Origin of the sequence: Desulfogranum marinum, assembly GCF_963675105.2 — a bacterium.
GTDB lineage: Bacteria > Desulfobacterota > Desulfobulbia > Desulfobulbales > Desulfobulbaceae > Desulfogranum > Desulfogranum marinum.
This window is the reverse complement of the sequence record NZ_CAXXRO010000002.1, coordinates 1,263,819-1,278,299: the sequence shown is the minus strand read 5'-3', so window position 1 is coordinate 1,278,299 and position 14,481 is coordinate 1,263,819. Positions and strand designations below refer to the sequence as shown.

General features: G+C 47.2%; 12 protein-coding genes and 1 riboswitch. Of the genes, 8 read left to right on the top strand and 4 right to left on the bottom strand.

The window, feature by feature from the left end:
* Positions 1 to 62: 62 nt before the first annotated feature.
* Both ACHZCY_RS06485 and ACHZCY_RS06480 read left to right on the top strand, forming a co-directional pair.
* Positions 63 to 1,877: a putative Na+/H+ antiporter gene (locus tag ACHZCY_RS06485; protein WP_319548243.1), complete on the top strand. Its 1,815-nt coding sequence runs from the start codon at positions 63 to 65 to the stop codon at positions 1,875 to 1,877.
* A gap of 52 nt (positions 1,878 to 1,929) precedes the next feature.
* Positions 1,930 to 2,205 (top strand): hypothetical protein, encoded by a 276-nt coding sequence (locus ACHZCY_RS06480; RefSeq protein ID WP_319548242.1) that lies wholly within the window; start codon positions 1,930 to 1,932, stop codon positions 2,203 to 2,205.
* 407 nt (positions 2,206 to 2,612) lie between these two features.
* Here ACHZCY_RS06480 and ACHZCY_RS06475 read toward each other — a convergent pair whose 3' ends face one another.
* Both ACHZCY_RS06475 and ACHZCY_RS06470 read right to left on the bottom strand, forming a co-directional pair.
* Entirely contained in the window at positions 2,613 to 3,290 is a 678-nt protein-coding gene (locus tag ACHZCY_RS06475) for a response regulator (protein ID WP_319548241.1), read from the bottom strand.
* Between the two features lie 12 nt (positions 3,291 to 3,302).
* Complete coding sequence (locus ACHZCY_RS06470) at positions 3,303 to 4,826, bottom strand: ATP-binding protein (protein ID WP_319548240.1); 1,524 nt, start codon at positions 4,824 to 4,826, stop codon at positions 3,303 to 3,305.
* Positions 4,827 to 5,216: 390 nt separating this feature from the next.
* Between ACHZCY_RS06470 and ACHZCY_RS06465 the strand changes: the two genes are divergently transcribed.
* From ACHZCY_RS06465 to ACHZCY_RS06445, 5 genes are all read left to right on the top strand, one after another.
* Positions 5,217 to 5,891 (top strand): PAS domain-containing protein, encoded by a 675-nt coding sequence (locus tag ACHZCY_RS06465; protein ID WP_319548239.1) that lies wholly within the window; start codon positions 5,217 to 5,219, stop codon positions 5,889 to 5,891.
* Positions 5,892 to 6,195: 304 nt separating this feature from the next.
* Positions 6,196 to 6,678, top strand: coding sequence for a hypothetical protein (locus ACHZCY_RS06460; protein ID WP_319548238.1), 483 nt, complete (start codon positions 6,196 to 6,198; stop codon positions 6,676 to 6,678).
* Positions 6,679 to 6,689: 11 nt separating this feature from the next.
* Complete coding sequence (locus ACHZCY_RS06455) at positions 6,690 to 6,875, top strand: hypothetical protein (protein WP_319548237.1); 186 nt, start codon at positions 6,690 to 6,692, stop codon at positions 6,873 to 6,875.
* A 146-nt stretch (positions 6,876 to 7,021) separates the two neighbouring features.
* Positions 7,022 to 8,146: a tyrosine-type recombinase/integrase gene (locus ACHZCY_RS06450; protein WP_319548236.1), complete on the top strand. Its 1,125-nt coding sequence runs from the start codon at positions 7,022 to 7,024 to the stop codon at positions 8,144 to 8,146.
* Complete coding sequence (locus tag ACHZCY_RS06445; RefSeq protein WP_205225061.1) at positions 8,058 to 8,960, top strand: tyrosine-type recombinase/integrase; 903 nt, start codon at positions 8,058 to 8,060, stop codon at positions 8,958 to 8,960. Before ACHZCY_RS06450 ends, ACHZCY_RS06445 begins: the two co-directional genes overlap by 89 nt.
* Before the next feature lie 845 nt (positions 8,961 to 9,805).
* On the opposite strand, the gene ACHZCY_RS06440 is transcribed toward ACHZCY_RS06445, so the two are convergent.
* Both ACHZCY_RS06440 and ACHZCY_RS06435 read right to left on the bottom strand, forming a co-directional pair.
* A complete protein-coding gene (locus ACHZCY_RS06440) occupies positions 9,806 to 12,016 on the bottom strand; it encodes a cation:dicarboxylate symporter family transporter (protein ID WP_319548235.1) in 2,211 nt (736 codons plus the stop codon).
* A gap of 281 nt (positions 12,017 to 12,297) precedes the next feature.
* Positions 12,298 to 12,492, bottom strand: coding sequence for a hypothetical protein (locus ACHZCY_RS06435; RefSeq protein WP_319548234.1), 195 nt, complete (start codon positions 12,490 to 12,492; stop codon positions 12,298 to 12,300).
* A gap of 547 nt (positions 12,493 to 13,039) precedes the next feature.
* Positions 13,040 to 13,115, top strand: a riboswitch (cyclic di-GMP riboswitch).
* A gap of 57 nt (positions 13,116 to 13,172) precedes the next feature.
* Between ACHZCY_RS06435 and ACHZCY_RS06430 the strand changes: the two genes are divergently transcribed.
* Complete coding sequence (locus ACHZCY_RS06430; RefSeq protein ID WP_319548233.1) at positions 13,173 to 13,892, top strand: hypothetical protein; 720 nt, start codon at positions 13,173 to 13,175, stop codon at positions 13,890 to 13,892.
* The last annotated feature ends 589 nt before the right edge of the window (positions 13,893 to 14,481 follow it).

Genomic DNA, 14,481 nt, shown 5'->3' with positions numbered 1-14,481 from the left:
GTATGCGGTGTTATACTCTTAGTTACCATTTATTCTTACAATACAAACGTGAGGTATTGTCCATGAAATTCATACGGGCCATTCTGGTGAGCTTTTTTTGTATAGCCCTTGTGTTTGTTATAATTGATCCGGCTTTATCGGCAGCTCCGGAAGGGGCTGGTTCGGTTGAATTTCCCATGCTTTTGCAAAACTATAATGATGCTGATATGGGCAGTATTACCGCTCAATTAGTGCATCGTATAAAAGTAAAACCCTTTAATATTTTCGCCACCCTCATTTTTGTGCTGGCCATTGTCCATACCTTTTTAACTTCAAAATTCTTGTCTATTTCCCATCGCCTGCAACGAAACCATGAAAAGTTGAAAGTTCGGGGGGAGGTACCAAAAAATTCGGTTTCACATAAAGCCGAAGTCTACCATTTTTTAGGCGAGGTTGAAGCTGTATTCGGTATATGGGCTGTTGCATTAGGCGTGACCATCGTGTTGTTTTTTGATTGGTCAACCCTCAAGTATTACTTAACCGATAGGGTGAACTTTACTGAACCCCTGTTTGTCGTCGTTATCATGGCCTTAGCCGCCACACGGCCAATCCTGAAAATCTCGGAATTGGTAATGGAAAGGATTGCCGGGCTCATGGGCGGGTCGCTTGTTGGGTGGTGGTTTACTATTTTGACAATAGGGCCGTTGCTGGGTTCCCTTATCACCGAGCCCGCAGCTATGACCATTTCAGCCCTGCTCCTGAGCAGTAAGTTTTATGAACTGGAGCCTCCTGAAGGGTTTAAATATGCGACTTTGGGACTGCTCTTTGTCAACATTTCCGTGGGCGGAACACTGACGCACTTTGCAGCCCCCCCGGTGCTGATGGTTGCCAATCCATGGGATTGGGGTACCGTCCATATGCTCACGCAGTTTGGTTGGAAGGCGATATTGGGCATTCTTGTTGCCAACGGTGTTTATTATGTTGTCTACCGTCGCACCCTTGGTGAATTGGCTGAAACGTTTGAGATGCGTCGTCTTAAGGATGAAATTCGTAAAAAATACCTGTGTCGAAACGAAATGGAGACATATATCGACACAATCGGTCCCAAGGTTAGACATGAGATGCAGTTTGATGAAAAACTTGAGCAACAAGTTGCTGAAGTTGTCTCCCGCGTAAGGAAAGAGCTGGAGCCCCTTTATCTCGACAAAGTAGCGAAAACCGGTGTTGACCAAGACCTCGCTCATAAGGCATTTGAGAAACGCCTTGAAGAGGTCAAGTTGTCCAAATTACGGGAAAATTTTCCTGGTATCCTTGCCGAGTCGCAACGGGCTCCCTACATCGATCCTGAATGGGATAATAGGGAGGATAAAGTACCAGGGTGGGTGACTCTGGCACACATTTTCTTCATGGCATGGACTATTTTCAATGCCCATTACCCCGAACTCTTTATCCCTGGGTTGCTCTTTTTCCTTGGATTTGCTCAAGTAACCGCTCCTTATCAAAACCGGATAGACCTCAAACCACCACTGCTGGTCGGTTTTTTTCTTGGTGGGCTGGTCATCCACGGTGGAGTGCAGGGGTGGTGGATTGAACCGGTGCTGGGCAGTTTGCCTGAGGTTCCCCTGATGCTTGGTGCAACCATTCTCACTGCATTTAACGACAATGCAGCGATCACCTTTCTCAGTACCCTTGTCCCTAACTTCACAGATAGCTTAAAATACGCCGTGGTAGCGGGTGCCGTTGCAGGAGGTGGCCTTACGGTCATTGCCAATGCTCCCAACCCGGCTGGGCAGTCTCTTTTAAAACGCCACTTCAAAAACGGCGTTTCCCCATTGGGGTTGCTGAAAGGAGCTCTCGTGCCGACAGTAGTTGTGTGGTCCGCCTTTTTGCTACTTTAGGGTATCTTAGAAACTTCAGCTCAAGATTGCGCTTAAGTGGGTGGCGTGAACAGTGACTTTTCCTGCCTTGGGCTATGGCGAGAGAATCCCGGTTGCTGATATGGGCGGAACCCCGGCTGACATGGAGGTGGTGGTTGGGCAGGTGTTTGTCGAAATCTCTGTTGCCCTTCCGACTGCATGTTATTTAGCAGGGACGCTGCAACATGGAGATAAAATACGCATTCCTCCTGTTCATCCCACTGTCATCTCTTTACCCGAAGTCTTTGTGTTTGCTTCATCAGGGCGTGATTGGAGACAGACGGCGAAAAAGAAAGGGCGTAACGCATAAAAGGTTCCTTGATGAAAAACATTGTCTGGATCAGGGGCTAGATGCCTTTTCGCTCCAAACTCTTTTCCTAAAGTATGCCACCAGCCTTTTAATGAACGGTTGCAGCTTTGTTAAAAGTATATGAGTGTTTAAAGAATCGGTTGCGGCAAGCGAGTATCTTTTTGCAGGGGAACTTGAATTATTAGTGAGTTCGTTTGAGATCAGGTAAGCAAAGACTCCGGTTGCCTCTCTATGCCTTGAAGTGGTAACTGTCCGAAGAGGTAAGCGACAAACGGGAGACTCCGTGGGGTACCTGTGAGGAGTTACAGGTACTTTTCAAATAGATGCCGGAGCCCCGTTTGTATTACTTTGAAGTGACACATATCTTTAATATGTTTAAAGCCGGATTCTGCGTCCACCTGCTGATATTAATCAGGGATGTGCAGCTCATACTTATACCCAACTCCATACACAGACTGAATAATTTCCAAATCCGGATCAATTGCTGCTATTTTTCTCCGTAGATTTTTTATGTGACTGTCAATCGTCCGGTCATACACAATACGTTGATCTGGGTAAATACGTTCCATCAACTGGTCACGGGAGAAAATTTGCCCAGGTCTGGCAGCAAGAATATTCAGCAAACGGAACTCCACCGCCGTTAAATCAAGTTTTTTCCCAAAAAGACTTGCCGCATAGCACTCTTGGTCAATGACTAACATTTCTTCATTTTTCTTAGGCGGAAAATTGCGACGCAATACAGCCTTGACCCGGGCCACAACTTCCCGCGGGCTAAAGGGTTTACAGATATAATCATCAGCTCCCAACTCGAGGCCAAGGAGCCTGTCGATTTCTTCAACACGCGCGGTAACCATGATGATAGGGAGGTTGGAAAACTGACGGATTTTTTTGCAGATATCCAGGCCATCGCATCCCGGCAGCATCAAATCGAGCAGGATAAGGGACGGCATGTTTTCTTTTACCCATGGCGTAACTGCATTTCCATCATCCAGGACGTGTGTTTCATACCCTGCCTGCTCTAAATATTTTCGATGAATTTCCGCAAGTCTAGGCTCATCTTCAACAACAAGGACCATCTGTTTCATAATATGTTCCATTCACGTGGCTCGAGGTAATCTGATAGTAATCTGCAGGCCGCCGAGGGGTGAATCCGCAGCATCAATATACCCCTGGTGAGCTTCAATAATATTTTTACAAATAGACATTCCAAGACCAGCGCCACCTGACTTGCGATTACGGGACGCATCTGCACGAAATAATCTATCAAATATACGGGGAAGTTGTACCGGCGAGATACCCGGTTCACTGTCCATAATCTGGAAAGAGATCGTTTCAGCTGTCATTGATACACGTATTTCGACTTCTCCGGGTGAAGATGTGTAACGCAGGCTATTTTCGAGTACATTTGTAAAGAGCTGCTGCATGCGGTCAGGATCGGCCAGCAGTGTGACAGGTGGGAGGTTTTGTGGGACCACGCTCAGTTGCAAACCTTTTTTCAGGTACCGTTGTTCAAAAAGATCTACCGTTTCCATCAGGGTTTGACAGATATCAACATTGATTTTTTTATAATTCAATGCGCCGATATCTGTCATGGAAAGCTCATACAGGTCATTTACCAGTCTTCCCATGTGCAGAATCTCACCATGTAGTCCAGCCAGGCTCTGCGCATCTGTTTTTTGAATACCATCCTGCATAGCTTCAACTTCACCCAGGAGAATCGCCAGCGGGGTACGGAGTTCGTGAGAAATATCCGCCACCCATAGCTGCCTGGCTTTTTCATTTTCTTCCAGAGTGTTAGCGAGGTTGTTAAAATGTTTAGACAAGGTTCCCAGCTCATCTCTTGTGGTTACAGGGATGCGCGTTGAAAACCAGCCGCCAATGAGTTTTCTGGTGCCTTCAATGAGTTCGTTAATCGGTCGTATAAGGTGACTGGTAACAAGAAAAGAGACCAGAAAAGAAAATATGACCATCACCGCGGTTACCACAGCAAATGATACTGTTTGTTGTTCTACAAAAAGTAGGTCGCCGGCTTCTGAAAGTTCCTCTACTGGTACAACTCCTAGATAACCGACTGTCTCCGTTTTGTAGACGATGGGGCGAAAGGTGATATTTTTACTATCTTGAATCGGTTCTCCAATAATTTTTTCTTTCTCAACGTTTACAAGAAGTATTCGTGGTCCTAAAAAAGAACCACCTTTTGGCGGCGGATGTTCAACTTCCCGATGATGAGGTTTGGGGCCGTTGTGGCTAGGTGGACTGCCGAGCTGTTTTCCTCGCCTCTGTTGAGAAAGAGGAAAAGGGAGTGATTCTCCGGTTATTATAGAGTGCAGCTGAATCCACAGTTCATAGTTGTCGACCATAAAAAGCCAATTACCATGCGAACCATATTCTTTACTGAGCAGTTCAGCCAAAAGGTCGAGTTCTTTTATTTCCTGTTTATTGACGTAATTGATAAAGCCTCGATCAAAATTCCATTGGAGGAAGAGAAAGAGGACCGCTGCAACCACTAGACTTGTTAACAGAAGAGTAGAAAAAAGTTTATGTCGTATCTTGAGTTTCACGCGGACCGGGACGGATTTTGGTTGTTGAAAAGTGTTTGCTTCGCATGGTGTTTTTGTCATGCTGTAGCAGTTAAATGATGTAGCTAATCCGATTCTACACTGCAAATATGCAAGGAATATGGACTCGCCCGGATTTATGGGCATGATTTCAGCAAAAAAGAGGACAGAACTATTTAATAAAGTGAAGATTTCTTCTATAGATTATGACTATCAAAGTTATTGCCGGGAAAAGATAATTCAAGACAAACATAGCGATGTCCAGGAATTATTTTGGACTGTGGATAAACAGGAATAACCTTAAATGACGGTTTATTTTACTGATTAGGGTTGCCACTACACCTTTTCGCATAGCGAGCTTGACTTCGACATCCTTCCTGCCATATATTTTTTTATAGAGACAAGCAAGAAACGGACAGATAGATACGGATCTTAGGAGATAATTTATAACTTGTGAAGAAACAGATATCGCTATTGTCAAGAGAAGACTTACTACACTCGCTAGAGGACTCTTATGCTGTATTAAAGTCTGTTGTCGAAAGCCCTAAAGAGATCGTAATCTTTGCTTTAGATTGTAACTACAAGTACTTAGTTTTCAACATGAATCATTGTCAAACCATGAAGAAAATATGGGGTGTTACAATTGAACTTAATAGTAACATGCTTGACTATATAAAATCAGATAATGATAGGGAAAAAGCAAAAAATAACTTTGACCGCACATTAAAAGGGGAATCATTTGTCATTGAAGAAGAATACGGGGATGTTGATCTCAATCGTAGATTCTACGAGAATAATTATAACCCTATCTACGACGATAATGGAATAGTTATCGGGCTCACCATATTTTTGACAGATATAACCGAACGTAAAAGATTAGAATTTGAACGAAATAGACTTATTGAAGAGCTCCAAGAAAACTTAGATAAAGTGAAGCTGCTTTCAGGTATGCTACCTGTTTGTGGTCATTGCAAAAAAATTCGAGATGATAGGGGGTATTGGAACCGAATAGAGGATTATATAAGACAAAATTCTGAAGCTGAATTCACTCATAGTATCTGTCCGGAATGTTTGAAAGAGCAACACCCAAAGACCTACGAAAGGCTTAAAAAAGAGGGGAAAATCTAAGTAAAATCTTAAACTTAGCATTTCCAAGGCGACGGTCCATAGCCCTGTTGTATCCACCAGCGAGAGGTGTTTCTTGTGCATCCAAGATCAGCAATGCAGAGGAAAAACATCAAGCATGGGGATACCTGTCATTGGTTAACCTTACTTCATAGAAGCTATATTGTATTTTATTTGAATTAACTTCTACAATATAGAATTATTCGATAGCATGGAATCATCATCTATAGTTCTCTTGTTTTAGTGTTTCTATACCTGAAGTTAGCCGGTTAAACGTCAATTTAATGGTTGCTCTGGAGTAAGAAGTATGACTTCTCGGGTAGTTTTTTTTTTAGTTCTATCATTGAATTTGTTAGCGGTGAGTGCGGGCGTTATAATCTACATTTATATCGGCGTAGATTCTTTCACTGAAGATGGATTCATTACCAAACTATCGGTTTTCCAATTATTGGTGATAGGCTGGTTGTCGTATAATATATTCCGTACCCAGCGAATACAGAGAAGGTCCTCTCTCTGGAGAGACTCTTCTTTTGTCTGGCTAATTATTGCACTTGGTTTTCTTTTTCTAGCTGTCGATGAACTTTTTTTGGTTCATGAAAATATTGACTACTTTATTCATGACGTCTTCAATATGGAAGAGACTGCCCTTACTGATCGAATCGACGATTTCCTTGTAGGTCTCTACGGATTGGCGGGTATAGGAGTGCTTTTTGTTTTCCGCGATGAATTGAAAGCCTACAGGGAAACCTTTGTCTTTTTTGTTATTGGATTTGTTCTTTTTTTGTCATGATTCCGCTCGACATGCTCATAAATAGAAATGACATCCTTCCTCTTATTTTTGAGCAAGAACATGCCTCCATTCTTAGTATATGGGTTGCTTTTATAGAAGACTCCTTAAAAGTATTCGCTGAAGTTTTTTTTGTAGTGGGATTTTTTGCAATTTTGCAGAAATCAAAAGAGGCTATGGAGGAAAATCCGGTTGGTTAACATTACCATCTCGAACATATTCTCTTTTTACCTACAGTCTAACTTGACCTTCTTACTGTTTATACGTAACAAAGTGAAAACCGCATAAAGTGTTATAATGCGGTCATTAACATCCTGTTTTTTCAACAAAGAAAAAGGAGGACTCGATGACCGAAACAACAGGTATACGCCAAGACGTACTAACTCCTGATTACCATCCAACCGCCCCCTCTCGCTCCATTTTTCCGGAACCCGCATCCGAGACCGTCCCTTATAAACGCAAGATATTGGACCGCTGGACTACACGCATAACCGCAAGTGGCCTGCCAGGCAACCAATTAGTCACAGCATACTTGCACGGCAAATATATCAAGAACCTTTCGCATCGTACCATTGACCATGCAGGCGGCGTCATTCTGGCTTTCATGCATTTCCTCAACAAAGAAAGTAGTTCTATATTGGCATTGACGAGGGGTGACATCGGTGCTTTTGTAGAAGGAGAGCAAGATAGGGGGCTAAAGACCGTATCAATAATTTCCCATTTGAGGGTGGTCTACGCCTTCATCAACTACCTCGTAGATCAGGAGATCGTACCCCCAGAAATCATGAACCCTAAAATTCGCATGCAGGAACCAGACGCACTCCCCAAGGCAATGCCCAAAGAAGATATCAATCGTATTCTTGATGCAATTGCAAGTGTAAGAGATCGAGCTCTGATCATGCTCCTACTGCGAACCGGTATGCGAATCGGAGAGCTGCTGGAGGTAAAGGTAGCTGATATCCTCCTCCATGATCAGAAGATTCTTTTGTACGTAGGATCGAAGAACTATGAAGGAAGAGAAGTCTATTACAGTGCTGATGCCGAACAGGCGCTGAAGCAGTGGCTGCGGACCCGCGACAAAACCCGGCGCTATCTGTTTTACGGCAGGTCGGACAAACCGCTGACCTATGCTTCCGCATGGAATGCGATGAGAAAGACGCTTAAGCGAGCAGACCTATTAGATAAGGGGTACAGCCCTCACAGCCTCAGACACACCTTCGCCACAGACATGATTAATGCCGGTATGCACGTCGAAGTCCTGCAGCAAATCCTGGGTCATCAGGATATCGAGATGACTCTGCGCTATGCACGACTCTCAGATCAGCGAAAAGAAGAAGACTATTACCGAGCCATGGCAGTTATCCAACGGAGAGGAGAATCTGATGAACCTTACCGAGTCAGTACTGCATTACAAAAGGTATTTGAAGAGAAGAAACTACTCCAACCACACAAGAAAAAACTATCTGAATAGACTGCAGCACTTTCTTGGCTGGCTACCGGTTACGGTTGAATTGGCAGAGTCGATCCATATCAAGCAGTTCATCGACATCCTGCTGGACAGAAGGCTCGGTCCTCAGACGATTAACGGTCACCTGATTGCCATTCGCAGCTTCTACCGTTATCTCCAGGAAGAGGAACAACGGGAAATTGACAACCCGGTCATCAGTGGTTTATCCCTGCGTCTGCCCAAACCGCTTCCAAGATTCCTTCAGGACAGCGAGGTCGCTGCGTTTTTCGGTGTGATCAGCAAACAGCGTGATTTGGCCATATTCTTGTTAATGCTGCGCTGCGGCCTGAGAGTTGAGGAGGTGGCCAATCTGACCATCGGGGTTATTGACCACCGTCGCAACCAGATCATGGTGCGGTGTGGTAAAGGTGCCATGGATCGACTTGTTTACCTTTATGACGATGCGGCAGAAGCGTTAGCTGCGTATTTACAGCTGCGGCCTGAGACGGAAGAGCCTCGGATCTTTCTGGTTGAAAAAGGCCTCTACAAAGGTAAACCATTATCGGTGAGAGGCATTCAAAAGAGAGCTGAGCACTACTCAGTAAAAAGCGGTGTTCATGTTAGTTGCCATCAGCTTCGGCATACGATGGCCACAGATTTGCTCAACGCCGGTGCCGACATTGTTACGATTCAGTATCTGCTTGGTCATAGTAAAATTAAGACGACTATGCGCTATGCCCGCCTATCAAACCAGAAGGCTCGTATGGACTATTACCAGGCTATGACGAGAATCATGGAAGTAAAAGGATCGCTGACCTCATGGAATATGAGGTGTTAAACCGCTCCACCAGAGACCACCTGCTCCGACGAGCGATTTGAGGGCCCATTCTCACAAGCGGCCTCTGACTCCGCTCAGTTCGGAGATAAATCTTGACTTACAAGGATATAATGAGAAAAATTAGCTGTAGGTAACCATCTAAATCAACAGGAAAAAACAGGGTTGTTACGTATACAAACTGTCCATTTCGTAAATAACTCCTTATGAAGGTAAATTAAACCGGATTTTAGTGCCGAAAACCGCAGTATAAAGGCCATTAGTGGTATGATTTAACCTTACCAGCAATTTCTGCAGAACATTAAACTGCTCCTGCAGCCTCTATATTCCTGCTCTTTTTCAAATGATTGAGGGGCACCACCCTCTGTTTTCTTTTTCTCGTTTATACGGCAATATTGCCAGCCAGAGCGCCTCACCACATGCTTTTGTGTTAGAAGCATAACGGCGAACCGACCAAGGGCCCAGGAAATGGAACTATATTTTGGTGAAGGTATAGAGTTGAAGACCTACCTGCCTGGCTGAGTAATGGACAGGAAAAACCCTAAGTTAAAGGGTAAGTAAAAAATATTTACCTTCGATTTGGCAATGTTAAGGCCAAGGCTAGGTTGCTGCGACTACATTATTCAGGAATAACTTCAATTGTTGTATGTGCACTAAAGGCAAGGCCTGCCTATGTACAGATTTACCGACAACGTTATGATCAATTGAGAGGAAAATCAGTTTCACTGCCTTGTTGAAGTCCACTTGAATCTGCTAGGCGTAAATAATGAGTATGATTATAGAGGGAGGATCTGGCTCATCTGGTTTGTTCTATTAGGCGGCGGACACCCGGTCGCGTCGCTGCTGCGTCAATCGATCCAACCGAGCACATTGCGGATCACCGACCAGCGCGGCGGTTGGCTCTCCTTGACCTCGCCCAGCATCCAGTAGCGATAGAGCTGATCGATTGTGCCGTCGATCTTGGCGTTGACGAGCCAGGTATCGAGGTAGAGCAGTAGTTCATGGTTGCGGCGATCGACGGCATAGCCGTACGGCAAGAGCCTGACCGGCGTCGGCGCCACGAGGTTGAATCTGGGGTAACGGATCGTCCAGGCCGCGCCCTCCTCCCCGGCGGAGAGAACAGCGTCTACTCCCGGAGCGCCTGCGGCCAGCATCGAATCGAGGTCGGCCTTGCTTCTAAAGACGGTGGCCGTGGCGTTCGGCAACTCCCTGGCGAGCCAATTTCGGCCGACAAAGCTGTCGGATATGGCAACGTGAAGCCCGTCGATTTTCGCGATCTCGGCCCATGTTGCAAATTCGTTCCGGCGATGGTCCGAAACAATCATCGCGAGCGCGATCTCGAGCACGCTTTCCGTCAGGGAGACTGCCCTGGTGAGGTCCGGCGAGATCGGCACAAGTGACATCGCGACGTCGCAGTATCCTGTGGACACGCGCCTTTCGATATCGGCGATCGAGTCGATCGGCACGAACTCGATCGCCAGATTCATGCTTCTGGCGAGCCGGTGGGCCATTGCGACGTCGAAACCGACCAGTTCGCCTTTGGCGTTCAGGAAGGCGGACGGATAGTCGTCGTGGGCGTAGCAGACCTTGAGCGTGCCACGCTCGAGGATCCCTTCCAGGTTTTCGCTTGCGCCGCTGGCCGCGTCGCCATCGCTCGGTGACTCGCGATAGACGGTGTGCGGCTGCGGCGGTTCCGTCAGTTGCAGGCTCTCGAGCAGATCGGCCGTGCGATAGGGAGCGACGTAGACGTAAGTGTAGACCGCTCGGATACCAGCCAGCGACCCACCGATCAGAATAGCCGACACCAGGGTAAATCGCAGCAGGGGAAAGAAACGCAGCGTGATCGCGCCCTGCAAAGCATAGGTGCCGATCAAGGCGATCGCGATGATGTGCATCGCTGCCAGCAGCGTGCCGAAGCGGCTGCCGATGACGTCGACCGTGATGAACACCTGGAACAGGTCCGCCGGCAAGCTCAGCAGGTCGAAGAGGAACGGCAACGCCAGAACGGTGCCACCGAAGAGGCTGGCGAGCCCGACAACGACGAGGGTCGGATAGGCCGCGAGTTCGACCGCCGAGCCGACATACCACCCGCCGAAAAGCACGAACATCAAGGCCAGGATGCCGCCCAGGTTCGGGAACGGATAGGCCGCGGGGATCAGGATATCGATCGACGAGCGTTCGATTCGCCTAGCCTTGGGATCCGTCGTCGCGTCATCGAGGCGTGCGAGGATCCCCTTGCCGTCGGCGGCGAGGATCGGCAGCACGATCAGCAGGTTGCCCGTGGCAAAGGCGGTGACCAACGGGCCGCGGAAGGTGCGCATGATGTCGCCATAGCGCAAAGGTGTCGTAGCTGCGATGAGGCCGGGAAGGAGCCAGAAGCTCATGATCAGCGCGATCACGACATAGACCGCGATATAGACCTGCAGGCGGCCGAGATCGCCAACGTCGATCGTGCCAGCGGCACTGGCGGTGATCGCGAAGACACCGTAGGGGGCGAGCCGACCGATGAAGCCGTTGATGGCCAGGAGCGCGTCGCTCGCTGTCGTCAGCAGGTCGAGGATGCGCGCCTTGGTGGCGACGTTGATCAGTGCCACGCCGAAGAGGATGCTGAAGACGACGATGGCTGGAACCACCGCGTTCGACAGCGATGCGAAGATGTTGGCCGGTATGTACAATTGTAGGAAGTCGACGGGCTGCAGCTGTTCGATCTGGCTGGCGCTGAAGAACGCACCCGACGGCCAGTCGGGAAAGGCGAGAGGGCTCGCCAGGACCACCGAGATCCCGATTGCCCAGAGCACCAGGAGAACGCCGCCCGCCCGAAGTCCGAGCGCCTTTGCGTGATCGAGAGTCAGCCGGCCGAGTGAGGTGATCAAAGCCACGACGACGTAGGGAATGACCGTGATCTGCAAGAGCGCGATGAAGACGTCGCCGCCGATCTTCAGAAATGCTGCCTCCTCACCGAAAAAGACCCCGACCAGGACGCCGAGGCCGAGACCGATGAAGACCTGCGTGGCCAGGCTTAGTTGCCGCGGTGGCTTGCCCGTCGTGGTCGTCGCCATGATGATATCCTGAAGCTATGCGATACATGGGGCGACAGCCTCGATGCCCCGTCTTGGGTGATAGGTGATAAGAATTCGCTTTTTCAGGCTTCCCTAAAAAATGGGCCTTCCAGGCCCACTACTCATGTCTTTACAAGAAAATACTAACTGATCAAAGTCAGGTTCGCAACATTTTCATTCACATTCCCGCCAATTGCCCTACAGTATCGCAGTAGATCGGCGAATTTGGCCTATGCTCCTCCTTTTTGCCGTTTTCAGCGCAAACCTCCCCACCGCAGGTTTCATAACGAATTGACATCTTCAGAGGGCTCCTCATAGCCTAGCCAGCCATCATCATATGACTCATAATCACTTATAATTTTTCCCGGCTCCGGCACCGGAGGCGCTCGTTGTTGTTTTGGCTCCGAATACAGATGCAGATGAACCAGAATTTTATTGATGACCGCCTGCTCGTAGATGAAGCTGATAATTTTCATCTCACCGCCGCAGTGTTTACAGATTAACGGGTCGACTTTCGGAGGCGAGATAAAGCGTTCGCTACTCTATACACGACCCAAGGACATTACATTAGACGTCACAGACATTTTCTCTTAATGAAAGAGGCACATAACCAGCGGGTGGAGAGGGACGCGAACATCGGTTGTGCCTTACCGAACAAGGATTTCGGCGCGCCCCTCACTCCGGAGGTTAACATTGCCGATCCAAATATCTTGATTTCTTCTTAATTTAAAAATGTTACATTATTCCTTTGCAGTCACCGTTTGGGTTTGAACTAGGATTGGACCCATCGAGCATACCGGCAAAATCTCACCTTCACAGTTAAGAACCTCAAGTTTCCGCTCTCCTTCCGGTGCTAATCTTGCCAAAGAACATCTCCAGCTAACTGATCATTTTCACTGCAAATAGCGTTGCGCTGCAATCTCTTTTCAGTGATTTGGCTAATTAATCGCATGAGGTACCACGCTGTTACCTTGATTCACTATCAAAGCTTACATAAAATATACTAAATAATTAGGTCAACTTGTTTGACAAAGCCAAACCTGTTGTAAGACAGGGACGGAAAGCCACGGGTCTTCTATAAGCTAGCCGAGCTGCCTTTAACAAGGTGGTTCGGCTTTTTTGTTTTAATAAATGATAGCAGGAAGGAGGTAAAAAAATGAAACATCGCAAGTTTTTTGTTTTGACATTTTCTGTTGTATCACGAGTGGTTATGGTTTCCATGTTCGTCTTAGGTTTCGCAACGGCGGCCTCTGCCCAACCGACGGAGATTAAGACCTGCCAGAATATCACAAGTTCTGGTTCTTACATTCTTACCGACAACCTCACCGCCTCCGATACCTGCTTGAATCTAGGTGGGACGATTCTCAATGTGACCATCGACCTCAACGGCTTCACGATCGACGCTCCCGTTGCTATCACTACCGGTGACAATATGTATTATGTCGCCGTGCGCAACGGGATAGCGCATGGCAGATTGGCCCTATACGGGGTTTCACGGGTCGAGAATATGATCGTCGTAGATTATGGCAACGAGGGAGCTGGTATTACAACAATGGGCGGCATAGTGACCGGCAATACGGTCATTGGTTTTAGCGTAGGGATCGTCTCGTCAGGCCTTATCACCGGCAATACTGTTAATCAAAACAACTCAGAGCCGTACGGGTGGGGAATCCTGGCGCAACCTGGCAGCACTGTCAGCAACAATGTGGCTGTGGGCAACCATGTGGGCTTTGTCGTCGATTGCCCCAGCCATGTGACGGGCAACACAGGATACAATAATTTCGAGCAGGATCTATTGCTGCGTGGTCAAGAGTTCTGTAAGAACAAGAACAATTTACAGGTGGCCAACACCTTTGAAAAGATCGATTTAGACTAACTACCCTCTTGGCGACATCTTTAATAGGATAGGTACCGGGAATATGGGAGAGGCAACAAATGTTTTGTACTTAACCGATCTGACAGTAACCGCCTTTTCAATCTGACTTCTGAAAAGACCCAAAGGTTTGCCAGCTAAGCTCTGCAGGCTACGTTAGAAGGGATACGAGGGCAGTTGGTCGCCCTTCCAGTCTGAAAAGGCGCTTTTCTTTTTCTGTACGAAATTTCTTATCAGTAGAATGTTAGAGCGGTTGTAGACAAACGGCAGGTTAAGATAGATTTGTACTGCCCCCTGGCAAATTGCAACACACCTGCCACAAACTTGAGATAACCAAAGTCCATCCCCGATTTTGACATATCGGATCGGCGACCACACCCAAGGCTCCTTCTCTCTTAAGAGCAACAGGAATAATGTAAAATTTTGAAATTAGAGCAGAAAAAAGATATTTGAGTTGGCTGTATTAACGTGAACATCTGCGGATTATCCGCAAAATGTTTTGTTTGAAAAGGAGTAAAATACCTCCGGATTTCCTGGAATAGGGCAATAAATAGTTCTGTCCCCTTTTTCCGGTAAATATTGCCAATACTAA

Excerpts from the sequence above, each read along its gene's own strand:
- ACHZCY_RS06430 (WP_319548233.1), top strand. The coding sequence starts at position 13,173 with ATGAAACATCGCAAGTTTTTTGTTTTGACATTTTCTGTTGTATCACGA.
- ACHZCY_RS06440 (WP_319548235.1), bottom strand. The coding sequence starts at position 12,016 with ATGGCGACGACCACGACGGGCAAGCCACCGCGGCAACTAAGCCTGGCC.
- ACHZCY_RS06455 (WP_319548237.1), top strand. The coding sequence starts at position 6,690 with ATGCTCATAAATAGAAATGACATCCTTCCTCTTATTTTTGAGCAAGAA.
- ACHZCY_RS06450 (WP_319548236.1), top strand. The coding sequence starts at position 7,022 with ATGACCGAAACAACAGGTATACGCCAAGACGTACTAACTCCTGATTAC.
- ACHZCY_RS06445 (WP_205225061.1), top strand. The coding sequence starts at position 8,058 with ATGAACCTTACCGAGTCAGTACTGCATTACAAAAGGTATTTGAAGAGA.
- ACHZCY_RS06475 (WP_319548241.1), bottom strand. The coding sequence starts at position 3,290 with ATGAAACAGATGGTCCTTGTTGTTGAAGATGAGCCTAGACTTGCGGAA.
- ACHZCY_RS06435 (WP_319548234.1), bottom strand. The coding sequence starts at position 12,492 with ATGAAAATTATCAGCTTCATCTACGAGCAGGCGGTCATCAATAAAATT.
- ACHZCY_RS06485 (WP_319548243.1), top strand. The coding sequence starts at position 63 with ATGAAATTCATACGGGCCATTCTGGTGAGCTTTTTTTGTATAGCCCTT.
- ACHZCY_RS06460 (WP_319548238.1), top strand. The coding sequence starts at position 6,196 with ATGACTTCTCGGGTAGTTTTTTTTTTAGTTCTATCATTGAATTTGTTA.
- ACHZCY_RS06470 (WP_319548240.1), bottom strand. The coding sequence starts at position 4,826 with ATGACAAAAACACCATGCGAAGCAAACACTTTTCAACAACCAAAATCC.